The organism is Terrisporobacter hibernicus (assembly GCF_020809405.1).
In the GTDB taxonomy this organism is placed as follows: Bacteria; Bacillota; Clostridia; order Peptostreptococcales; family Peptostreptococcaceae; genus Terrisporobacter; species Terrisporobacter petrolearius.
Map to the genome: position 1 here is coordinate 2,395,083 of NZ_CP081135.1, position 25,536 is coordinate 2,420,618.

The window sequence follows — 25,536 nt, forward strand, 5'->3', positions numbered from 1 at the left end:
AATGGTATAATTTAAATAGGGGGAGTTATAATGGAGAATATAATTAATAAATTAAAAAGCATAGAAGGAGATGTATCTTTTTATTATAAAAACTTAATAACAAATAAAACTGTTGCATATAATGAAGAGAAAATTATGTTGGCAGCTAGTGTTATAAAAATTACGGTTTTAGTAGAAGCTTTTAAGCAAATAAAAGAAGGTAAGATAAAAAAAGAAGAATTATTTATAACTTGCGAAGATGATAAGGTACCTTCTTGCGGAGCTTTAAATTATATGAGAGAAGGTTTGAATGTAACGTTGGAAGATTTGTACATACTAATGATAATTCTTAGTGATAATTATGCTACAAATATGTTGATTGATAAATTAGGCATGGATAATATTAATAATACTATAAAAGAAATAGGGTTAAAGAATACAGTTCTTAATCGTAAAATGTTTGATAGTAAAAAAGCAACATTAGGACTAGAAAATTATATAAGTGCAAGTGATGTGGGATATTTATTGGAGAAAATGTACAATAAAGATTTAATTGATAAAAAATCCAGTGAAGAAATGATAAGTATTTTAAAAAATCAAAGGCTAAATGGGAAAATGCCTTTCTTTTTACAGAATCTGAAACCTAAAATTGAGATTGCGCATAAAACAGGAGAAGACACTAATATTACTCATGATGTGGGAATAGTATTTGCTAAAGAACCATTCATAGTATGTTTTTGCGGAAATAATGTAAATGTGCCTGAGTATGAAAGACTTATACAGGATATTACTTATGATCTATATAATAAAATAAATGAAAAACAATAAATATAAATAGATGCTTTAGGAGGAAATAAATGAAAATAGTTGATTTTCATTGTGATACAATATCGCAATTATATGATATTAGAGAAAGTGGGGAAAGTATAAATTTAAAACAAAATAGGTTACATTTAGATATAGAAAAGATGGAGCAAGGTGATTATATGCTTCAAGTTTTTGCTTCATATGTAGACTTGGGAAGTAATAATAAGCCTTTAGAATCTTGTCTTAGTTATATAGATTTACTTTATGATGAAGTTGAAAAGAATAAAGAACATATTGGAATAGTTTATACTTATGAAGATATATTAACTAATATTAAAAAAAATAAAATGTCAGCATTATTATCCATAGAAGAAGGTGGAGTTTGTAAGGGAAATTTATCATTGCTTAGAAATTTTTATAAGCTAGGTGTAAGAATGATGACATTAACGTGGAATTATGAAAATGAATTGGCTTACCCAAATGGTTATTTTTATAATGAAGAAAAAAATGAAAAAAAAGGTCTAAAAGAAAAAGGATTTGAATTTATAAATGAGATGGAGAGATTAGGAATAATTATAGATGTTTCTCATTTATCAGATGATGGAATTTATGATGTTTATAATAATACGAGTAAGCCTTTTATTGCTAGCCATTCTAATGCAAGAGAAGTATGTTCTCACCAAAGAAATTTGACTGATGATATGATAAAAAAAATAGGTCAAAGAGGTGGACTAATAGGTGTAAACTTCTATTCTTCATTTTTAAATAATAATTATAAATCTAGTGATACTAGTAAGATTGAGGATATTATTAATCATATTAAATATATATCTAATACTGGTGGCATAGACTGTGTGGGAATTGGTAGTGATTTTGATGGTATAGACTGCTCTTTAGAATTTGAAAATTCATCCAAGATGCAATTAATTTATGGAGAAATGAAGAAATTAGGTTTTAGAGAAGAAGATATAGAGAAGGTATTTTATAAAAATGCTATAAGATTGTTTAAAGAATTATTATAAAATATAAATAAATAGGGGGTTTATATAGAAAAAATCTATATAGACCCCCTATTTATAGACTGTATGCATATAATTTTATATATATTTATAGTTTTTATAATAATATTTACTTTATATGGAATGCTTCATATAATGAGATAGAAATATATTATGTGGAGGAGAAGTATGAAGAAATTATTATCAATATTATTATCAGCAGTAATGATGGTAACGTTTTTAACTGGTTGTACACAAAGCGGGGGAGAAAAGGCTAGTAAAGATGAATACCATATAGCAATTGTAACTCCAACTTTATCAACAAGTGAAGATGAGTACCGTGCTGGTGAAGAAATGGCTAAAAAGTATCCAGAAATAGTAAAACATTTAACTTTACCAGAAAATTTTGAAGAGGAAATAGAGACATGCATAAGTACAATAGTATCATCAGCAGATGATCCACTTATGAAAGCTGTTATTGTTTCATCTGGGCAATCAGGATTAATACCTGCATTCCAACAAATTAAAGAAAAAAATCCAGATATACTTACGATAAGTGCTCCAATATTTGATGAGCCAGAAATGATGAGTAAATATATAGACTTAAACTTAGATACTAACTGGTTAGAAAGAGGAAAAACTATAGTTGAAAAAGCAAACAAAATGGGAGCTAAAACTTTTGTCCACTACTCGTTCCCAACTCATTTATCTAAGCCATTAATATCTGCTAGAAAAGATAAGATGAAAGAAACTTGTGAAAAATTAGGTATGAAATTTGTTGAGGTTGTAACACCAGACCCACAAACAGGGGATAGTGTAGAAGCGATGCAACAATTTTTACAAGAAGATATACCAAGACAAATAGAGAAATACGGAAAAGATACTAATATATTTGGTTCAAATTGTCCAATGTATGACGTAATAATAAAAGAAGCGTTAAACTTAAAATATATGGTAGCTGAACAATGTTGCCCAACACCTACTCAAGCCTATCCAACAGTTCTTGGACTTGAAATAAGTGAAGAAGATCAATCTAATTTTGATAAAATAAATGATATGATAAGTGAAAAAGTTGATGCAGCTGGTATGAAAGGCAGACTTTCAGGATGGCCAATACCTGTAACTGTTTATATGCCACAATTTGCTGTAGAAGTTGCTAAAGAAGTTATTGAAAATGACTTTGACTATAAAGATGCAACAAAATTAAATGAATTAACAAAAGAAAAATTCGGAGTTGAAGTTGATTATACTAAATTAGAGGATAAGGGAAAAACTTTTGATAACTACTTTGTTATGTTGATGGAGTCAATTTTCTATTAAGGTTAAATAAAAATAAAATCATGCAAATTTATAATAAGTAAGTTTTCCTAAAAATTAAAATATAAAAGAAAATAGGTTAATCAAAATATAATATTTATTATAAATATATTTTGTATTAACCTATTTTTAATTAAGCAGAGAGGTAGAATAAGAGTGGAAAAATTTGCACTGGAAATTAAAAATTTAAATAAATATTTTGGAAATGTACAGGTACTACATGATATTAATTTACAAATAAAAAAGGGAGAAATACATGGAATTATAGGACCTAATGGATCGGGAAAAAGTACTTTTATGAATATTTTATTTGGAAATTCAGTTATAAAACATAGTGGGGGCTATGAAGGGGAGATAATAGTTGACGGAAATCTTGTAAATATGGATAGTCCAGAAAAATCAATAAAATGTGGTATGGGTATGATTCATCAAGAATTCACTTTGTTACCAGAAATGAGTGTATGGGAAAATATCAAACTTACAAGGGAAAACAAAATTAAAAGTACGGAAAAGATTTTAGGTAAGGACCTAGCATATATAGATAAAAATAAAAATAGTAAAGAAGCTAAAGAAATTCTGCAAAAACTAGGACTTAATATTGACGCAGAATTATTGATAAAAAATTTATCAGTAAATGCTATGCAATTTGTAGAAATTGCTAGGGAAATAGATAATGATAAATTGAAAATATTATTCTTGGATGAACCAACAGCAGTATTAAATGAAGAAGATTCAAGAAAACTTATGCAGGTTATAAAAAACTTAGCTAACAATGGAATGACAATAATATTTGTATCTCATAGGTTACATGAGATAAAGGAGATATGTGACAGGGTTACTGTATTTAGGGATGGTCATATAGTAACACAATATAAAAAAGAAGAAATGACCATAAAAAAGTTAACACACGCTATGATGGGCTATGAAGTTATTAAAACTAAACGAGATAGCAAAATAAATAAAAATGAAAATATACTTACAATGAAGAATTTCTTTGTAAATATGCCAGGAGAAGAGCTTAGGGGAATTGATTTAGATATAAAAGAAGGTGAAATATTAGGCATTACATCTTTATCTGGACATGGAAAGTTGGCATTAGGATATGGAATTATGGGACTATTTCCATGTGAAGGTACTATAATTATGGAAGATGAAATTATTGATGTTAGTAATATAAGGGGTAATATTAACAAAGGTATATTTTTAATTCCAGATGACAGAAAAAAAATGGGATTACTTATGGAACACTCAGTAGAAGACAATATAGTTTTCTCAGGATTATATGGAAAAAATAAGTTTTTAAAGAAATCAATGAAACTATTTAAGATAAAAGACAAAGAAAAGATAAATGATACAGTTGAAAGCTATATAGAAAGATTAGAAATAAAATGCGTAGATAAAAATCAAGAAGTTATGCAGCTAAGTGGTGGAAATCAACAAAAAATTTGCATAGCTAGAGCTTTATGTATGAATCCTAAAGTTTTATTCCTTTTGGAACCTACTCGTGGAGTTGACATAGGTGCAAAAGAAAAAATTTTGGACATGATACTTGAAATGAATGAAAAAAATAATATGACAGTAGTAGTAATTTCCAGCGAATTAGAAGAATTGAAAAGAATCAGTGATAGAGTGGCAGTGTTATGTGAAGGAAGGTTATCTAATATACTACCTCCAAACAGTAGTGATGAAGAGTTTACTCTAGCTTATACAGGGGAGGGAGAATATTATGAAAATCAAGAAGCCTCAAATAATAATTAGTGGTTTTTTACTTTTATTAATTATAATAGCTTACAAATTAAATATGGATATGAGTGAACTTCTTAGTCGTTCATTTGTAAAATTTGTAATGAACGGAGTATTGGTACTTGCCATGATACCTATGATAAATGCAGGGGTAGGTATGAACTTTGGTTTACCTATAGGTATTATTGCAGGACTTATTGGAATGTGTGTTTCAATACAATTTAGATTAAATGGATTTGTGGGATTTTTTATGGCCATATTAGTAGCTATATTAGTAGCAATAGTTTTTGGAATAATATATGGAAAAATTTTAAATTATGTTAAAGGAAAAGAAGATATTGCAGCTATGTTTATAGGGTTTGCGTTTATTCCAATAATGAATTTCTTCTGGACTGTGGCTCCTTTTTCAAATAGAGAAATGCTATATCCCATAGGAGGAAAAGGACTTAGACCCAAAATCAGCTTAGATAATTACTTTGGTAGAGTATTAAATGATTTGTGGGTAGTGAAAGTAAATAATGTTGAAATACCAATAGGTTTGATTATATTTTATGCTGCTATTGCAACGTTAATATATTTATATTTTAACTCAAGAAAAGGAAAACTTATGGAATCTGTTGGTGAAAATGAAATCTTTTGTACTTTATCAGGTGTTGATATAGATAAAACAAGAATTAAAGCTGTGGTAATTTCTACAATAATTGCAGGTATTGGAATAATTGTTTATGCTCAAAGTTATGGATTTGTAGAGCTTTACAACTCACCCTCATCTTTTACTTTTCCAGCAATATCTTCAATTTTGATAGGTGGATGCATAGGTAAAAAGGCAACATTATTTCATGCAATTTTAGGAACATTCTTATATCAAAGTATATATTTATTATCAACTCCAATAGCAAATCAATTATTGGTGCCAGAAATGGCAGAAATCATTCGTATGATTATTACTAATGGAATAATTCTTTATGCATTTTTAAAACAAGAAAGGAGAAAAGTCTAATGAAAAATAACAACTTATCTTTGAATTTTTTAAAGAGACAAAGTAGTAGAATTCCTTTGTTGTTTATGTTTTTAATAGTAATATGTTTTTATCTAGCTAATGTGAGCTTAACATTAGTAGGTGAGCAGGTGGCTGTTAGATTTATTAGAAATGGAATCTTAGTTTTATCCTTAGTAATTCCAATAGCTGCAGGAATGGGACTAAATTTTGGTATAACTATTGGAGCGATGGCAGCTCAAGGAGCATACTTAGTTAGTTTAAATTTAAATTTGCAGGGCGGAATAGGAGTACTGGTGACTTTTGTTATCAGCGTAATTTTGGCTTTGATTATAGGATATATATTAGGAATATTGATGAATAAGGTAAAAGGCAAGGAAATGATAACTTCAATTGTTATTGCTGCTTTGGCTAATTATATTTATCAGTTAATTTTTATGGCTGGCTTTGGAACTTTAATTCCTATTAATAATGAAAATATAGCACTTAGCACAAGTATAGGTGTAAAAAATATGGTTGACCTAAAAAGCTATAAAGGTTTTTTTGAGAGTTTTGGTAGTATAAAAATAGGTGGAATAAGTGTATCTATATTTTTAATAATAGTAGTAATTTTCACAGGATTTATAGTTTACTATATTTTAAATACTTCTCTTGGACAAAGAATAAAAGCAATAGGAATTAGTGAAGAAAAGGCAGCAAACTTAGGAATATCAGTAGACAAAACTAGAATAATAGTTATAATAATTTCCACAGTACTAGCAGCTATAGGCCAATTTATATATTTACAAAATATAGGATCATTAAATGTTTATACAGAACATTTGAACACAGATGTTATGAGTTGTGCAGCTTTACTTGCAGGGGGAGCTTCAATAAAAAGGGCATCTGTAAAAAATGCTCTTTATGGAACTGTAATTTTACATATATTATTTGTATTATCTCCTTTAGCAGGTCAAAACTTCTTTGATAACGTGGCCTTAGGAGAATATTTTAGAACATTTATAATGTACGGAGTAATTGCATTTGCACTAGTGATAAATATTAAACTAGATAATAATAGAGCAAAATAGGGGGAAGAGAAAGTGCTTAGATTACCAGATAATTTTCAACATTTTGATGAAGAAAGAAAAGAAGGTTTTTTAGAAGTATATGAATATAAAAAACAAGGTAAAAAAGTTGTAGGAATATACTGCTCATATACTCCTTGGGAATTAATATATGCAGCAGGTGCTATACCAGTAAGCTTATGTGGAGGTGGAAGTGATACTATAACTTTTGCAGAAACAAAATTACCATCGAATTTATGTCCAATGGTTAAATCAAGTTTTGGAGCAGCAGCATCAGATAACTGTCCATATTTCTATTTTTCTGATATGGTACTTGCTGAAACCACATGTGATGGCAAGAAAAAAATGTATGAAATGTTGGGAAAACTAAAGCCTGTTCATATAATGCAACTTCCTCCAGGCAGAGATAGTAATATGTCTTTGCAATTTTGGTATAACGAAATGGTTAGAGCAAAGGAAGTAATTGAAGAAACTTTAGGTACAACAATTACAGAAGAAAATTTAAAAGCTGCAATAAAATTAAAAAATAGAGAAAGAAAAGCAGTTCTTGATTTTTATAAACTTGGAATGTTAAATCCAACTCCTCTTTCAGGATATGAGATGAGTACTATGGTAGATGCTACAGAGTACTGCTTTGACATAGAAGAAAATATAAAAACTTTACAACAAAGAACTATAAAAGCAAAAGAAGAATATGAAACTATTTATGAAAGCAAACCTAAGAAGCCAAGAATTTTAATAACTGGATGTCCTATAGGAGGAGTAAGAGATAAAATAGTAGCAAGAGTAGAAGAAATGGGAGCAGATGTTGTGGGACTTGAAAGTTGTTCTGGGCCAAGAGAAAAGAAAGACTTAGTGGATGAGACGAAAGATCCACTTTGGGCTTTAGCAGAAAAATATTTAAGAGTCAGCTGTTCTGTAATGAGTCCCAATGATGAACGATTTGAAGCACTAGACGATTTTATTCATAACTATGATGTGGATGGTGTAATAGAAGTAGTCCTTCATGCTTGTCATACTTTTGCTATAGAGGCTGATATGGTAAAGGATTATGTTATGAATGAAAAAAATTTACCTTATATATGCATAACTACTGATTACTCTGAAACTGATAGTGGGCAAATTGATACAAGGCTGGAAGCTTTTATTGAAATGATAGGTTAAAAAATAATAGTTACAATCTAATTAATTTATTTGTAATTTATATTTATTTTAAAAAATTCTGCTATTATATATGTAAGCAATGATAATAAAAAATAGGGGGCTACGTTATGGGTACAATTGAAATTGTAAGAATTGTAGTGGGAGTATTTTTTGTTTTATTTGGACTAAGTGTATATTCATATGATAAAACACACAATATGAAATATAGAGAGTTTAGATATAGTCCACTAAGTTGGTTAGGTTGTATGCTTGCTGGTATTATAGCAGGTGCAATCACAGTTAAAATTGCTACTGTATATGTAATAGCATCAGTAGTATTATGGTTAGTTGTAAGGGGAAAATTATCACAATTAGATAAAAAAAATAATAAAATTAAAAAAAGTGTGTAACAAAAAAAGTCTATGTTTTAATAATATATTAGAACATAGACTTTTTTAATATTTAATATGCATAGTCTGTAAATTTACTTACCTAAGTTGAGTAAAAAAATACAAAATATTATATAATTATAGATAGATAAAAATTAAATCTTTAGAAAAAGGTGATTAGATGAAATATTTATTCCAAGAAATTGATTTAAATAAGAAAAAAGAAAAAATAGTTAACATATATGAAAATATAATCAAAGAAAATAATTATAGATCAAAAGATATACTTTTTTTAGTACCTAATGGAATTACTAAATTAAGTTATATGAGATCAATAAATCTTCCCTTTAGTGAAGAATTAAGAATTACCACATACAGTCACTTTGCTCAAAGTGAGATAATAAAATATTGGTCAATAATAGAGAGTAATTGTGACAAAATAAAATCAAATAAAACAAGCCCTTCTTTTATTTCTCAAAGTTTAAGTGAGTATATGATTATGAAATATATACATAAGACAAGAGAAGAAGAAAATTATTTTCAAGATATAGTGGGTACAAATAAAAGTATATGTAGAAATATATTAGATAATCTAAATAAAAGTTGTTTTAATAATATAGATATTAAAAATATAGGAGAAAAAATATATAATTCTAAGAAAAATAGAAATGATTTAAATAGATATTCTTATAGTCAAATGCAGGAAGTTATAGATTTTTATATGGAGACTTTATTATCCAAGGGTATAATTGATAACTCTATAGCTGTATATTTATACAATAATTATTTATTAAATACTGAAGATTACACAAAAAGATTGAAAAGAGAATATAGATACTTAATTGTAGACAGCTTGGAAAATGCCAGTGTTAGTGAATGTAATTTGATTAGTCAACTTTTAAATGAGGTACAGGGTGGATATATTTTTTATGACAAAAGCAAAGACTACTCTTCCTTTAAAAATGTTGATATAGCCTATATAGAAGACAACATACTAAAAGAGTATTTTCCAACAGAATCCTATTATTTAGAAACAATAGGTATTAAATCATTGTATAAAGAAAATCAAAGTATAAAACTACAAGATTCATATCATTTATATGATGAAATGATAGAAGGTGTGACAGAAAAAATTTTACAACTAAAGAAAGAAGGTAAAAATCTAAGAGATGTGGTCATAATCTCACCTGTAAATAACTCTATTTTGGATTATAAAATATGTAATAAATTAAAATCTAAGAATATAAAAGTAGCCAACACCAAACTAGATAATAAAATTATTGATCATCCTTATGCCAATGCCTTAGTTGTTGCTACGTGTATTTTCTACAATTTACAATATTTAATAAAAGAAGAAGAATACATAAATTTTATAGAAGTCTTATTTGATATAAATAAGATAAAAGCTATAAGAATGTTTAATAAAAGACACGAAAATGATGAGTATAAAAGCTTAATTGAATATATTAAAAATAAAGAAAAAGATAATTTGAGGATAAGTGAGTTTTTATTACAATTTTATATAGAAAAAATGCTTAACCTTAAAGATGGCAAAAAAAATGTGGACTTTTGTAAAGATATTATAAAACAAGGTGATATCTTTAGTGAAATACTAGAAGAATTAAATATAGAAGAAAAAGAAAAATATGAAGTATTTGTAAAGTGCCTAAAAGATAATATAAATGATTACTATGTTTCTGCAGATATTGAAGATATGAAAAATAGTGATAAAGTAATTATTACAACGCCTTATACATATATAAGTTCAAACATAAATAGAAAAATACAATTATGGATAGATGTGGGAAGTAATGCTTGGAATATGAAAATAGAAAAAGATATTGCAAATCCTTTAGTTCTTAGAAAATCTTTTCATGAAAAAGAGATTTACAGTGATGAAATGGAAGATAGAAATAAAAAGTACTATCTATATAATTTAATTTACAACTTATTATTGAATAGTGAGAAAATATATGCTTTTAAAAGTGAGTATAGTGTAAATGGATTTATGCAGGAAAGTATGCTATACGGTCTTTTGTTAAAGATTTTGGATAAAGGAGAAACAACTAATGAGTAAGATAAATTACAGAGAGGACCAGCTTCCTATAATTCAATATGAAGGAGGAAAAATGGCAGTTCCTGCAGTGCCAGGGGCTGGTAAAACTTTTATAGTTACAAATTTAGTAGCAAAACTTTTGGAAGAAAAAAGACAAGGCAAGGGAAAAATACTTATCTTAACTTATATGAATAGTGCGGTAAATAATTTTAAAGTTAGGATAAGGAAAATTCTGGAAGAAAAAAATATAGATGACAAAAACTCTTATGAAGTAATGACAATACATTCTTTGGCTGTAAAAATTATAAAAGAAAAGCCAGAAATAGTTATGTTAAATGAAGACTTTAATATAGCTGATGATTTACAAAAAACTATGATTCTTGGTGACTGTATTAATAATTTTAAGTTAAATGGGGGAGAAAAAGCATTTAGATTTTTTGTAAAAGAGCAAAAAGATCATATATGGGCAGATAGACAATTAGAGGCGTGGGATAAGGGGTTTTATGATTTAGTTCAAAATACCATAAGTGAACTTAAATACAAAGATATAACGCCACAAAAATTAAATAAATACATGAAAGAAAATCGCAGAGGTATTTTAAAAATAATTCTTCCCATATATACTGAGTATGAAAAAAAATTAAAAGCCAATGGATTGTTAGATTATGATGATATGTTGATTTTAGCACATAAAGCCTTGAGTATTGATGAAGATTTAAAAAGAAAATATCAAAATAAATATCAATATGTGTTTGAAGATGAGTGTCAGGATTCAAATGAAATTCAAGGAAAGATAATAGGGATTATTTGTGAAGAACATAATAATCTTGTAAGAGTTGGAGATATAAATCAAAGTATAACAGGAACTTTTTCTTCATCAGATCCCAAGTTCTTTAAAAATTTTATAGAAAGTAGTGATCGTTGTTATAGAATGGATATGTCTAATAGAAGCTCAAAAGATGTAATAAATCTGGCCAATGAATTAGTAAGATATGTAACCCAAAACTTACAGCCAGAATGTAAGGATGCTTTGGAAGACATGGATATTAAAACAGTTCCTAAAAATAGAGGATACAAAGAAAATCCTCAGCCGGATAAATATCAAATTAGCTATAAGTATTATGAAACTTTTGATAAAGAAATAGAGAATACTGTAAAGTTTGTGAGAAATATTAATAAAAAATACCCAGACAAAAGTATTGGAATATTAGTGCCATACAATGATCATGTCAATTTAGTTGCAAAAGAACTTATAAAAGAAGATTTGGAATTTGAAGAGTTAGGACCTAATTCTCTTAGAAAAAGAAGAGTAATAGATAATGTTGCATTAATAATAGATTTTATACTCAATTGTGACGACAAAGAAAAATTAATAGAAGTGTTAGATAAAGTTTATATGAAGACTGATAATAAAGAAGGAAAAAAAGATTTTATACAATTACTTAGGGAAGACCATTTAACTGTGGAAAATCTATTATATGATGATGAATGCTCAAAAGATATAATAATAGACACAGATAGCGATTTATACCAAAGTTTTTTATTTGGAATAAAAAAATTGGAAAATATTATAGAATATCCTTTAACTAGAATAGACAAGCTGATTCTTTTCATTGGAGACAGTATGACAATTGAAAAAGAGGAAATAGCAATAGTAGACTATTTAGCCTTTTATGTTAAGTATTTAGTAGCAGAAAACAACAATATAAATCTACAACAAATATATAACTTGCTAATAGACAGGAAAAACAGGGTTTTTAGTTATATAATAGAAGTTGTTAGTGAAATCAATGGATACGAGCCTTTACCTGGAAGTATAACTGTGTGCAATTATCACAAATCAAAGGGGTTAGAGTGGGATTGTGTATTTTTATTGGGAATGACAGAGTTTAATTTCCCAGACAATATTTATCAAAAATTTCAATGTGACAAATGGTATCTAAAAGAAAAATACAAAAACCCAGAAGCAAATATAAAAGCAGAAATAGACTTTATCTTAAAGGGTGAGGTAAATAAAAATTACTCAAAAGAAATTAAAGAAAGTCTGATAAAAGAAAAAATAAGACTTTTATATGTGGGAATTACAAGAGCAAAAGAGATGCTAATTTTGTCTGCCAGTGCAAAAAATTTTGCTACAGATAAGAAAAAACAAAATCCATCTATGTATTTGAACATACTAAAAAGTATTATAGATAAGAAAGGAGAATGATTAAATGAATAAGAAATTAAAATATTTTATATATAGTCAAAACTCTCTAAATACTTATAAATCATGTCCTTTTAAGTTTAAATATAAATATATAGATAATATAAATTGGAAGCATGATGATTTAGGCAGTAGAGAGTATTATGACAGCTTAAAATATGGACGAGATTTTCACTTATTATGTGAAAGATATTTCTCACATATTCCCATAGGAAAATGTGAAGATAAAAGTTTTAATAAATGGATAAATAAAATAAAAGATTTGTTGCCAATTAAGGAAGAAAATATATATTTACCAGAATATGAAATGAATCTGAATTTAAATGGACGAAAAATTGTGGCAAAAATTGACTTAGTTATAATAGATAAGGATAAAATAAGTCTTTGGGATTGGAAAACTGAGAACCAGGAAATTACATATAAAAATGCATTAAATAGAATGCAAAGTGTGGTGTATATGTTTTTAGCTGAAGAAATAATAAGAAAAAAATTTTATCCAAATTATAAAATTGAAAATATAATTATGAATTATTATCAACCAGCTCTAGAAAATAAACCAGTGACTATAAATTATAATGAAAAACTTTATGAAGAAAACAAAATGAAGATTTTAAATATTATTGATAATATAGAAAATGAAGATTTTAATAATGAATACAATATAAATAAAAATATAAACCACTGTAAGTACTGTGAGTTTAATAAGCTTTGTAACAGTGAAGCTGTAAATTATGAAATTTTGGAGGAAGACATTTATGGGTCTTAGATTTGTATTAGGTAGAGGTGGAATAGGAAAAACAACCTTTATGCTAAATGAAATAAAAAAAAGAGTACAAGATAACGAAACTAGTCCTGTAATTCTTTTAGTTCCAGAGCAATATTCATTTGAAATGGAAAAAAATATGTCTAAACTTTTCCAAGGAGATGAAAAGGACAAATATTTGAGAAGTAGAGTACTAAGTTTCAAAACCATGAGTAGTATAGTATTTTCAAAGGTGGGAGGACTTACTGATGTAAATATTAACTCTAGTGGAAAGGCTATGATTATATATAAATCCATAGATAAAATTAGTAATGAACTTAAGGTCTATGGAAGATCTTCTACACAATCTGGTTTTGTAGGATCTATAACAGATATGATATCTGAATTAAAGCAATACAATGTATCGCCGGATGTGTTAGAAAGTATAGCAGGAGAAATAGAAAATGAAACTTTAAGATATAAGTTGATGGATATTGCCAAGATTTATGGAGAGTTTGAAAAAAATCTACATGAAAATTACGTGGACTCTCAAGATTTGTTAACATCTCTATCAGATAAATTACAACAATGTGATTATTTTAAAAATGCTTACATTTATATAGATGAATTTACTGGTTTTACACCAAATCAGTACAGTATTTTAAAAGAACTATTAAAACAAGCTAAAGAGGTTTATATCTCCCTAACTATAGATTCTTTAACTCAATTTACATATTCCAAAAATGACGCTTTTTCTAGAACAAAATATACTTATGAAAAGCTATATAAAATTGCAGCAGAAGAAGGTGTTAAAATTCATACTAACATAAATCTAAATTGTGAAAATGTAAAAAGGTTTAATGGAAATGAAGAATTACAACATTTAGAAGCTTTTTATCATGCATACCCTTACAGAAAATATGAAAAGGAAACTGAGCATATAAAAATTAAGGAATTTAACAATTTATATGATGAAGTGGAGCAAGTGGCAAAGGATATAGTTCATTTAGTTAGAGTGAAAAAAGTTAGATATAAAGATATAACTGTGGCAACAAGGGATTTAAATAGATATGACTTTTTAGTACGTTCAATTTTTAAGGAATATGAAATTCCAAACTTTATAGATTCAAAAAGAGAGGCAAAAAGTAATCCTATTATAGTCTTAATTCTTTCTGCTTTGGAAATGAGAAACAGAAGATATTCTTATGAGACAATGTTTAGATATTTGAAAAGTGGACTTATAGGTGTAAGTGATGAAGATATAAGTTTGCTTGAAAACTATGTGCTTCAAAACGGAATTACAGGGAAGAAGTGGTTCGAAGAAAAATGGGAGTACAAAGTTAATCAAAATTATTTGGCAGAAGAAAGCGAATTTGATTTGGAGCAAAAAGAAAGAATCAATGAAACTAGAAATCAAATATTAGAACCAATTATAAAGCTGCAAAATAAGCTGAATAAGAAAAATAAAACTGTAAGAGAAATTTGTACTTATGTTTATGAGTTTTTATTGGATATTAATATAGAAGAAACTTTACAAAAATTAATTAATAACTTCAATGAAAAAGGGGATTTGGAAATTGCTAAAGAATACTCGCAAGTTTGGCAAATAGTAGTAGATATACTTGATCAAATGGTAGAGTTAATGGGTGATGAAAAAATATCTTTGGATAAATTTATGAAGGTAATAAGTTTAGGATTTGACGAGTATGAGTTAGGACTTGTGCCTCCAAGTATGGATCAAGTTTTAGTAAGTTCTGTAGATAGAATGAAAAACTCTAACACAAAACACCTTTATTTAATAGGAACTACCGATGGTATATTTCCACTAATTTCAAAGGAAAGTGGCCTTTTAAGCGATAAAGACAGAAACTCATTAGGTGAAAAAGGAATAGAAGTTGATATAGATAGTAAGACAAAAACTTATGAAGAACAGTTTTTAGTTTATAAGGCATTAACTTATACAAGTGAAAACTTAACAATAAGTTATCCCATATCAGATCATGAAGGAAAGACCTTAAGACCTTCTATAATTGTATCTAGACTAAAAAAGATATTTTCTAATATTAATATAAAAAGTTATGTACTAAAAGATTTGGATAATTCTACTGATACAGCTTTAGATAATATAACAGTAAAAGCACCTACTTTTAACGAGTTAATTAATGCTATTAAAGAATTTGAAATTAGAGGGGATATTAACGAAGTTTATTTAGATTTATATAGATATTTCCTAGGTGATGAAGAATATAAGAATAAGTTGGAGAAAGTAGTAAGCGGATTAAGCTATACTAACCAAGTGGAAAAAGTAGAAAGAGAAAAAATTAAACAATTATATGAAAATAAAAACTTAAGTATTTCCAAGTTAGAAAGATATGCTCAGTGTCCGTTCTCATATTTTATTCAATATGGGTTAAAAGCACAGGAAAGAAAAGAGTATGCTTTTACAGCACCAGACTTAGGTTCTTTTATACATAATATACTTGATATTTTCTCTAAATCCTTAAACAAAGATAAGCTAAATTGGCATGAAATAGATGAAGACTATATTAGAAGTAGAGTATCTCTTATTGTAGATGAAATGGTAAGCAAAATACCTGGATTTATCTTAAATTCTTCTGAAAGATACAAGTATTTGGCATATAGATTGAAAAAAATGCTAGTTTCAGCAATTAGTATTATTTCTATGCAAATAAAACAAGGAAACTTTGAACCTGTTGACTACGAAGTTAGTTTTAAAAAAAATGGAAAATACCCACCTATTAAACTAGTATTAAATGATGGTCAAGAAGTAACCTTAGTTGGTCAAATAGACAGAATAGATGAATTGGAAAAAGATGATAGCAAGTATATACGTATTATAGACTATAAATCAGGAGATAAATCCATCAACTTAACAGAAGTTTATTATGGATTACAGTTACAATTACTAGTTTATTTAGATGCAATTATAGATAGCGATAGACATAAAAAATCAAACTTAAAACCAGCAGCTATTCTTTATAACAGAATAGATAATCCTATTGTAAGAAGTAACGAAGACCAAAAAGATGATGTAATAAATGAAGAAATATTAAAAAAACTTAGAATGAATGGACTTGTGTTAAAAGATGTAGACATTATCGGAGAAATGGATATGTCCCTAAAAGAAGGAGAGAGAAAAACATCTTTAGTTATACCGGCTAACTTAGATAAAAATGGAAATATAGGTAGATACACAAAAGGTGTTACAGAACCGGAATTTGATATATTAAGAGAATATGTAAAATATGAAGTAAAAGACCTTTGTGAAAGAATGGTTGGAGGAGATATAAGTATAGTTCCATGTAAAAATAAAAATGGAACATCCTGTGATTTTTGTACTTATTCATCCATATGCCAATTTGATCCTTCAATAAAAGGAAATATGTATACAATCCTTAATGATAAAAGTGATGAAGAAGTTATAAAACTAATGGAGAAGGAGGTTAAGAAATAGTGAGCTCACCAAAATGGACTGATGAACAACAAGCAGTAATAGATAGTAGAGATTGCAATCTACTAGTAGCAGCTGCTGCTGGCTCGGGAAAAACAGCAGTATTAGTTGAAAGAATAATACAAATAATAACAAATAAAGAAAAACCTGTAGACATAGATAGCTTACTAGTAGTTACCTTCACCAATGCAGCAGCAGCAGAAATGAGAGAAAGAATTGGCGATGCGATAGGTAAGGCCTTGGAGAAGAATCCAGAAGATAGTCATTTACAAAATCAGCTAGTTCTTTTAAATAAAGCTAGTATAACTACAATACACTCCTTCTGTTTAGAGGTTATTAAATCAAACTTCCATAAAATCGATCTAGACCCTAATTTTAGAATAGGCGACGAAACAGAATGTAGCATTTTAAAGTTAGAAACAATAGAAGAAATTTTTGAAGAGTTTTATGAAGAAAAGGAAGATGATTTTTATAAATTAGTGGAAAGTTACAGCGAAAAAAGAGGAGATACTAATTTACAACAAATGGTACTTAGTATTTATTCTTTTGTAATGTCTTCACCTTATCCAATGAAATGGTTAGAAGACAGTGTAAATGACTTTAATATAGATGATAAATTTGATTTTTCCACATCAAAATGGGCAAAAATTATTTTAGATACTATAAAAATTCAAATTAATGGTATAGTAAAAAATTTTGATAAAGCATTAAAAATGGTGGAAGGTATTGAAGAATTAGAAACTTTTGCCGATAAATTAAAAATAGAGTATAAAATGATAAAAAGATTACTGGATAGTTGTGACGAAAATTGGGAAGAGACATACAGAGCAGCTATTTCTTTGGAATTTGAAAACTATGCAAAAGGTGTAAAAAGAATTCCTAAGGGAGCAGAGGAGTATATAAAAGATGCTAAAGATAAAGCTAAAAAAATTAGAGATGACGCAAAAAAATCTTTAGAATCCATACAAAGTTCCACGTTTAACAAAAACATTTCTGCTTTAAATAAGGAAGTAGAAATGTTATACCCTATAGTAAATTCTTTAAGTAAAATTCTTAAAAGATTTATTGAGCTCTATAGTGAAAGAAAAAGAGAAAAAGGTATAATCGACTTTAATGATATTGAACATTTTGCTCTAGATATATTAATAAAAAAAGATGAAAAAGGAGATTTTTTAGAAGATGAAAATGGTAAAGCTGTAGGAAGTGATATAGCTTTAGAGTACAGAGAAAAATTTTACGAAATATTCATAGATGAATACCAAGATTCGAACTTTGTACAAGAAGTTTTACTTTCAACTATAGCAAAAACTAAAACTCCAAATAGGTTTATGGTTGGAGATGTTAAGCAAAGTATTTATAGATTTAGACAAGCTAAGCCAGAAATTTTCTTAGATAAGTATGCTACTTATGGCACACAAAAAGGTGAAAAAAATAGAAAAATAATGCTTTATAAAAACTTTAGAAGTAGAAAAGAAGTTATAGACAGTTGTAACTATGTATTTGAAAATATAATGAGTAAAAATATAGGTGAGATTGAATATACACAAGATGAGGCATTAAACTTAGGAGCTTCTTTTAAAGAAAACTTAGAAGAAAAAGTAATTGTGGGAGGAGCTACAGAAATTCATCTAATGGAAAAAGCTCAAAAAACTACGGAAGATAATCAAAATGATGAAGAACAACCAGAAGAAGAGTTAGACAATATACAATTGGAAGCTCGTATGGTTGGGAAAATAATCAAAAACCTAATGTTACCAGATGAAGAAGGAAATATACATAAAGTATATGATAAAAAGTTAGATGATTATAGAGTGGTAGATTTTAAAGACATAGTGATTTTACTTAGAGCCACATCTGCATGGGCTCCTGTATTTGCTGATGAATTGATAAATATGGGAATACCTACTTATGCAGATACGGGCATGGGGTACTTTGATACTATAGAAATTAAAACAATAATGGCATTTTTAAGAATAATAGATAATCCAATGCAAGATATTCCTTTATTATCTGTTTTAAAATCACCAATACTTCCTTGTACTTCATTTACACCAGAAGATTTTATAGATATTAGATTGGAAGACAACAATACAAATCTTTATGAATGTATAAGACTAATTAGTGAAAGTGAAGAGGATGGAAAGAAGGAAATAAGAGAAAAATGTAGAAGTTTTTTAAGAGAATTAAAAGAATATAAAGAAAAATCTTTGTATATGAGTACAGATGAGTTTTTATGGCATTTATACATGAAAAGTGGATATTTTGCTTATGTGGGAGCACTTCCAAGTGGAAGCCAAAGACAAGCTAACTTAAAGATTTTATTTGAAAGAGCAAAGCAGTTTGAAGAAACAAGCTTTAAGGGAATATTCAATTTTATAAACTTTATAGACAAAATAAAAAAATCCAACTCAGATATGGGAAGTGCCAAAACCCTTGGAGAAAATGCCAATGTTGTAAGAATAATGTCTATACATAAAAGTAAAGGGCTAGAGTTTCCAATAGTGTTTTGTTGTGCTATGAGTAAAAATTTCAACACAATGGATTTTAAAAGGGATATGTTATATCACTATGAGTTAGGTTTCGGGCCACAGCTTGTAGATATTAATAGACGTATTTCTTATCCAAGTATTGCAAAAGAGGCTTTAAAATATAAGATGAACTTGGAAAATCTTTCAGAAGAAATGAGAATTTTATACGTTGCTTTAACAAGAGCAAAAGAAAAACTTATATTAACAGGTGCTGTAAAAGATATTCCAGGAACACTACATAAGTGGGGTAAAAACTTAGACGGTAATAATCCGGTTTCTCAGTATGATGTGCTAAAAGCTAGAAATTATCTAGATTGGATTATGCCTTCAGTATTAAAACATAAAGACTTTGAGGAAATAAGAAAAGCCTACGATATAGAAACTTTATCCCAATCTAATCATGACTCTAGGTGGTCTTTAGACACTTGGGAAAAAGAAGACGTAGTAGTTGAAGAAAAAGAAGAAGAAACTAATATAGAAACTTTACTAAAAGAAATGGAAGAAAAAATTACAGAAGCTGATTATAAGGAAGAAATAAGTGAAAAGTTAAATTATTTATATCCTTACAAAGAAAGTGTAAAAGTTTCTGGAAGTATATCTGTATCAGAAATTAAAAAAATGCAAAGTATTCATGAAGAAGATTACTCAGAGCATTTATATGAAGAAAAAACAACTTTAAAAAGACCATTATTTATTCAAGAAAGTGAAGCAAAGAATAAAATAAGCCCTCAGGAAAGGGGTACAATAGTCCATCTAGTTATGGAAGTTCTTGATTTAAATAAAATAAATACAATAGATGAAATAAAAGCTCAAATTAAAGATTTAATAAAAAGAGAAATAATAAGTGAAAAACAATCATTAGTTATTAATCCTTTTAAAATATATAAATTCTTCAAATCTAATATAGGAAAAAGAGCATTATCATCCCATTTAATAAAAAGAGAACAAAGTATTTATTCTCAGATAAAAATGAACGATATTTATCTAAATAATGAAGATATTCAAAATAATAGGGCAACCTATGAAGAGGAGAGTCTAATGCTTAGAGGTATCATCGACTTATATTTTGAAGAAGATGAAGAAATAGTAATAGTAGACTACAAAACAGACTATATAGATGAAGATAATAAACAAGAAGTAATAAATAGATATGAAAAGCAGTTAGACTTATATGCAGAGGCTTTAAATAAGCTTACAGGTAAAAATATTAAAGAAAAGTATTTATATCTATTTAATATAGATGAAGAAGTTAAATTATAAAAAATAAAAGGAGGAGCCATGAAATTTATTCATACATCAGATTGGCATATAGGTAAAAATCTAGAAGGCCATTCAAAATTAGAGGAACAAGAAAAGTTTTGCAACGATTTTATAAAAATTGTTGAAGAAAACAACATAGATATGGTTATTATTGCTGGAGATGTGTATGATACTTCAAATCCTCCAGCTGGGGCAGAAACCTTATTTTATAAAACAGTTAGTAGATTAGCTGATGATGGAAATAGATGTGTGTTAATTATAGCAGGTAATCATGATAATCCAGAAAGATTATCTGCTGTTTCACCTCTTGCAAAAGAGCAGGGAATTATAATTTTAGGGTATCCATTAAGCAGTACAACTGAACAAAAATATAAAGGTTATGAAATAGTGAAAGCCAGTGAGGGATGTTTAAAATTAAACATTAAGGAAGAGAAAGTAACTATAATCACATTACCTTATCCAAGTGAGAAAAGACTAAACGATGCAATTAAAGATGTGGAGAGTGAAGAAGAACTACAAAGAACATACTCTAATAAAATAGGTGATATATTCAGAAATTTAGAAAAAAACTTTGATGAAGATAGCATAAACATAGCCGTATCTCATTTATTTGTATGTGGAGGCGACCCATCTGACTCAGAAAGACAAATACAACTGGGAGGAAGTCTTGTAGTTGATAAGCGTGATTTACCACAAAAAGCTCAATATACAGCTTTAGGACATTTACATAAGCCACAAAAAGCATCTGAAAGATTAAATGTATATTATTCAGGATCACCGCTACAATATAGCGTAAAAGAGAGAATTTATGCTAAAGGAGCAAATATAGTAGAAATACATGCAAATGAAGAGCCTTCAATAGAAACTATATACTTTAATAACTATAAACCTATTGAGGTTTTCAAATGTGATGGAATAGAAGAAGCTTTAAAAGTATGTGAAGAAAATAAAGACAGAGATATATGGTCTTACTTTGAAATAAAAACAGATGAAGTTATAAGTCAAGAAAATATAAAGAAAATGAAATCCTATTTAAGGGATATTATTGAGATAAAGCCAATTATTACCTCTGAATATGAGGCTGAAGAAATCGACTTAAAGGAAAAATCCATGGCTCAATTATTTAGTGATTTTTATAAATTTAAAGAAAAATGTGAGCCAAGGGGAGAGCTTATGGACTTATTTTTAAACATAGTAAGCGAAGAGGGTGAAGACGATGAGACCAATTAAATTAGAGCTAACGGGGTTAAATAGTTATACTGATAAGCAAACCATAGATTTTCAAAAGTTAACATCAAGAGGATTGTTTGGTATTTTTGGTAATACGGGAAGTGGTAAATCTACCATATTAGATGCCATAACTATAGCCTTATATGGAGATATTTCTAGAGATACTACTGATTATATAAATTCTAGCTGTGACAAAGCAATTGTAAATTATGAATTTGAAATAGGAAGTAAAAACAATAGAAAAAGATATTTTGTTGAAAGGACTATAAAAAATACACCAGCAGGAGGTACTAAAACTTCCAGGGTACTTTTAGGAGAAATAAAAGATAACGGAGATATAAATGTACTTGCTGACAAGGTTGGAGAAGTAAAAATTAAAATTCAAGATATTATAGGATTAACTTCTGACGACTTTACAAGATCTGTAGTTTTACCTCAGGGTAAGTTTAGTGAGTTTTTAAAACTACAAGATAGAGATAGAAGGAAAATGCTTGAGAGAATATTTAATCTTGAAAAATACGGTGAAAAACTTTCAACTAAGGTTAAGTTAAGAAGAAATAGGGCAAAAGAAGATTTAACCAGTTTAAATGGTAAACTTAGCCAACATGAAGGAATTACAGAAGAATTATACGAGGAAATTAGAGAAGAACTTTTACAAGCTAAAAATCTAGAAAAAACTAAAAATGAAGATTTATCAAAAGCTGAAAAAGAATTTGAAGAAAATAAAATAATATTTGAAGATCAAAAATCTTTACAAAAACATATAGATAGAAAATCACAAATAGACTTAAAAGAAAAAGAAATTAACATAAAAAGAGAAGCAATTGAAAGATGTGAAAGAGGAGAAACTATTATTCCTCATATAAATGACATAAAAATATTAGAAAAAGATATATACGAAAACTCTAATGAAGTGGAAAAATTAGAAGGAATTATAATTAATATTAAAAAAGAAATAGATCTATTATCCATTCGATATGAAGAAGCAAAGAAAGCTAAAAATGAAAAGATACCTTTATTAATTGAAGAAAAAAGTAAACTTCAAAGAGGAATAGATTTAGAAGAAAAAATAGAAGTTTTAAATAATGGGATTAAAGAGCTAAAAAAACAAATTGATATAGATAATAAGGAAAAAGTAGATTTAGAAAAATTAATAGTAGATTTACAAAATCAAGTTGATAGTAAATATAAAAAAATTCAAGACAATAATAAAAATGTTGAATCTTTAAGCATAAGTACAGATTTAAAAGAAAATATATTTGAAGCTTATAATAAAGAAGAAGAGTTAAAAAAATTAAGTGTGGAAAAAGAAGAAAATAATAAATTATTAAAAGAAGTAAGCAAAAGAATTGAAGATTTGAAGTTTAAAAATATTGATGTGGAAAAGAATAAATCATCAGTAAATGAAAAACTAAAAAAACTTTTAGATCATCAGGAAACTTTAAATAGAAATTGTCCTGGAGATAACAAGATAGTATCAAGTGAAAAAGAATACCTACATAATTTGAAATCAAGATTGGAAAATACAAAGGATTATGAAAAACAAATTAATTCTATTAAAGATGATTTAAATAAAAATGAAAAGAGTAAATTTGAAAATCAGAGATATTTAAATGAATGTAGTGAAAAGTTGCAAAGAATAAATAAAACTATAGAAGACTTAAAAGAGGAACAAGAAAGTCTAATATATAAAAATATGGCGGCTTATTTAAGGGAAGAATTAAAAGAAAACGAACCTTGTCCTGTTTGTGGATCTACTCATCATGAAAAAATTTATGTTAGTGCTAATTTAGAAGAAGCTAAACTAATTGAAGAGAAAATTAAAAAATTAGAAGATGAGTATAATAAAGAAAAACGAAATTATGATGAACTATCTTTGAAGAATACTGAAATTAATTCATTTGAAAGTATAAAAAGAAAAACTTTAAGCGAGTTATCAGGGAAATTAGGAGATTACAATTCTTCTTCATTGGAAAAAGAAATAGACATAAAACAAAAGGAACTAAAAATACTAGAAGAAAAAGTATTATCTTGGGAAGAAGATAAAAACAAGACAATTGAAGAAACATACAAATTAAAAGATTTAAAATATGATGTGGAAAAAGAAGAAGTTAAAATAAAGGAAAATTTAAATTTAGACAGAAAATTAAGTATTGAATTAAAAGAAAAAATAAATAATTTAAATAAAAAGTACGATAATCTTAACTTAGAATACTTAGGATTAAAATCTAAAGTTAAATGTAATGACTTAGGTTCTAAGGTAAAAGAAATTGGAGAAAATGAAAAGAAAATTGAACTGTTAAACAAGGAAATGTCAATTTTAAATAAAGAAAAAGAAACTTTAGATAAGGAACTTAAAGAAAAAGATATCTTATTTAATGAAATTGACAAGAAACTTTCTAACTTGATTCAACTTAGAGATACTAAATATAAAGAATTAAAAAACAAGGAAGAAGAATTAAACAAAATAGCTAAGGGTGTTTCACCGGCAAAACTACTACAATCTACTATAGAAAATATTGATAAAGTAACAAATAATGAAAAGGAACTACACGAAGAGCTAACTAATAAGAAGCATGATTTTGATGAAAACACAAAATTAAAAAGTAGTAAGGATGGTGTTTTATCTCAAGCAAAAAAACAATTAGAAAGTAAAAATCAAACGTTAACAAATTTATTAGTAGAAAATAAATTTGACTGCGTTAATTCTGTGGAAAAATCTATTTTACCAAAAGAAGAAAAAGAGAAATACAAAGGCGAAATAGAATATTTTGATGAAGAGACTAAATACTTAATAGTAAAAATATCTGATTTAAATAAAAAATTAAATGGAAGAAGTATAAAACCTGAAGACTTTGAAAATCTTTATATATCAATTGATTCATTAAAAAATGAGATAGCAAATTTAAGAAAAAATATTGGTTCAAAGGAAAATGAGCTTAAAAATATTGAAAAATCTTTATTATCAATAAAAGAAATAACAAAAGAAGTTAAAAAAGTTGAACATGAATCATCATTATTAGATGAAATAAATAAATTGATAATGGGAAATAAGTTTGTAGAATATGTGGCAACCAATCAACTTAAATATATTGCATTAGAAGCATCAAAAAGATTAGGTTCTATAACTAGAGGTAGGTATGCACTAGAAATAGACGAAAATCTAAACTTCATAATGAGAGATAATATGAATGGTGGACAAAGAAGAAGCGTTGATTCATTATCAGGAGGAGAGACATTCTTAACATCATTGTCTTTGGCACTTGCATTATCATCTCAAATACAATTAAAAGGAAGTAGTCCTTTAGAATTCTTCTTCTTAGATGAAGGTTTTGGATCCTTAGATGTAGAGTTGCTAGATGTAGTTATGGAGTCTTTAGAAAATCTTCATAATGATCAACTAAGCATAGGTATAATTTCACATGTGGAGGAACTAAAAAATAGAGTACCAGTAAAACTTTTGGTTAGTCCATGTGATGTAGGCAAAGGGTCTAGAGTGAAAATAGAATATAGTTAGATTAAAACCGGCCCTAAAAGGTCGGTTTTTTACATGCTAGGAAATTATGATTGATTTTAAAACTGTGAAAACGCCTAAACTAAAG

The 25,536-nt window shown here is 27.5% G+C and carries 15 protein-coding genes; all 15 read left to right on the forward strand.

Annotation, left to right across the window (positions count from 1 at the left end; translation table 11 throughout):
- Window positions 1–30: 30 nt before the first annotated feature.
- The 15 genes from JW646_RS11815 to JW646_RS11885 all read left to right on the forward strand — a co-directional run bounded on the left by JW646_RS11815 (window position 31) and on the right by JW646_RS11885 (window position 25,451).
- The gene (locus JW646_RS11815; protein ID WP_148555911.1) at window positions 31–807 is read left to right on the forward strand and encodes a serine hydrolase; all 777 of its coding nucleotides are present in this window, start codon (window positions 31–33) and stop codon (window positions 805–807) included.
- 29 nt (window positions 808–836) lie between these two features.
- A complete protein-coding gene (locus JW646_RS11820) occupies window positions 837–1,808 on the forward strand; it encodes a dipeptidase (RefSeq protein WP_228415280.1) in 972 nt (323 codons plus the stop codon).
- A gap of 165 nt (window positions 1,809–1,973) precedes the next feature.
- Complete coding sequence (locus tag JW646_RS11825) at window positions 1,974–3,104, forward strand: DUF3798 domain-containing protein (RefSeq protein ID WP_148555913.1); 1,131 nt, start codon at window positions 1,974–1,976, stop codon at window positions 3,102–3,104.
- 153 nt (window positions 3,105–3,257) lie between these two features.
- Window positions 3,258–4,859 carry a sugar ABC transporter ATP-binding protein gene (locus JW646_RS11830; RefSeq protein ID WP_148555914.1) on the forward strand — a complete coding sequence of 534 codons (1,602 nt, stop codon included), beginning with the start codon at window positions 3,258–3,260 and terminating at the stop codon, window positions 4,857–4,859.
- Window positions 4,828–5,844 carry an ABC transporter permease subunit gene (locus JW646_RS11835; protein ID WP_074914249.1) on the forward strand — a complete coding sequence of 339 codons (1,017 nt, stop codon included), beginning with the start codon at window positions 4,828–4,830 and terminating at the stop codon, window positions 5,842–5,844. The genes JW646_RS11830 and JW646_RS11835 overlap by 32 nt, the downstream gene beginning before the upstream one ends.
- On the forward strand, window positions 5,844–6,911 hold the full coding sequence (locus tag JW646_RS11840; RefSeq protein ID WP_148555915.1) for an ABC transporter permease subunit: 1,068 nt from the start codon (window positions 5,844–5,846) through the stop codon (window positions 6,909–6,911). The genes JW646_RS11835 and JW646_RS11840 overlap by 1 nt, the downstream gene beginning before the upstream one ends.
- Before the next feature lie 12 nt (window positions 6,912–6,923).
- The gene (locus tag JW646_RS11845; protein WP_148555916.1) at window positions 6,924–8,072 is read left to right on the forward strand and encodes a double-cubane-cluster-containing anaerobic reductase; all 1,149 of its coding nucleotides are present in this window, start codon (window positions 6,924–6,926) and stop codon (window positions 8,070–8,072) included.
- 107 nt (window positions 8,073–8,179) lie between these two features.
- Window positions 8,180–8,461 carry a hypothetical protein gene (locus JW646_RS11850; RefSeq protein WP_148555917.1) on the forward strand — a complete coding sequence of 94 codons (282 nt, stop codon included), beginning with the start codon at window positions 8,180–8,182 and terminating at the stop codon, window positions 8,459–8,461.
- Between the two features lie 160 nt (window positions 8,462–8,621).
- Window positions 8,622–10,517 (forward strand): hypothetical protein, encoded by a 1,896-nt coding sequence (locus JW646_RS11855; protein WP_228415281.1) that lies wholly within the window; start codon window positions 8,622–8,624, stop codon window positions 10,515–10,517.
- Entirely contained in the window at window positions 10,510–12,705 is a 2,196-nt protein-coding gene (locus JW646_RS11860; RefSeq protein WP_228415282.1) for an ATP-dependent helicase, read from the forward strand. The genes JW646_RS11855 and JW646_RS11860 overlap by 8 nt, the downstream gene beginning before the upstream one ends.
- Window positions 12,706–12,709: 4 nt before the next feature.
- Entirely contained in the window at window positions 12,710–13,468 is a 759-nt protein-coding gene (locus tag JW646_RS11865; RefSeq protein WP_148555920.1) for a PD-(D/E)XK nuclease family protein, read from the forward strand.
- The gene (addB, locus tag JW646_RS11870) at window positions 13,458–16,919 is read left to right on the forward strand and encodes a helicase-exonuclease AddAB subunit AddB (protein ID WP_228415283.1); all 3,462 of its coding nucleotides are present in this window, start codon (window positions 13,458–13,460) and stop codon (window positions 16,917–16,919) included. Before JW646_RS11865 ends, addB begins: the two co-directional genes overlap by 11 nt.
- The gene (gene addA / locus JW646_RS11875) at window positions 16,919–20,704 is read left to right on the forward strand and encodes a helicase-exonuclease AddAB subunit AddA (RefSeq protein WP_228415284.1); all 3,786 of its coding nucleotides are present in this window, start codon (window positions 16,919–16,921) and stop codon (window positions 20,702–20,704) included. The genes addB and addA overlap by 1 nt, the downstream gene beginning before the upstream one ends.
- A gap of 18 nt (window positions 20,705–20,722) precedes the next feature.
- On the forward strand, window positions 20,723–21,934 hold the full coding sequence (locus tag JW646_RS11880) for an exonuclease SbcCD subunit D (RefSeq protein ID WP_228415285.1): 1,212 nt from the start codon (window positions 20,723–20,725) through the stop codon (window positions 21,932–21,934).
- A complete protein-coding gene (locus tag JW646_RS11885) occupies window positions 21,921–25,451 on the forward strand; it encodes an AAA family ATPase (protein ID WP_148555924.1) in 3,531 nt (1,176 codons plus the stop codon). Before JW646_RS11880 ends, JW646_RS11885 begins: the two co-directional genes overlap by 14 nt.
- Window positions 25,452–25,536: the final 85 nt, after the last annotated feature.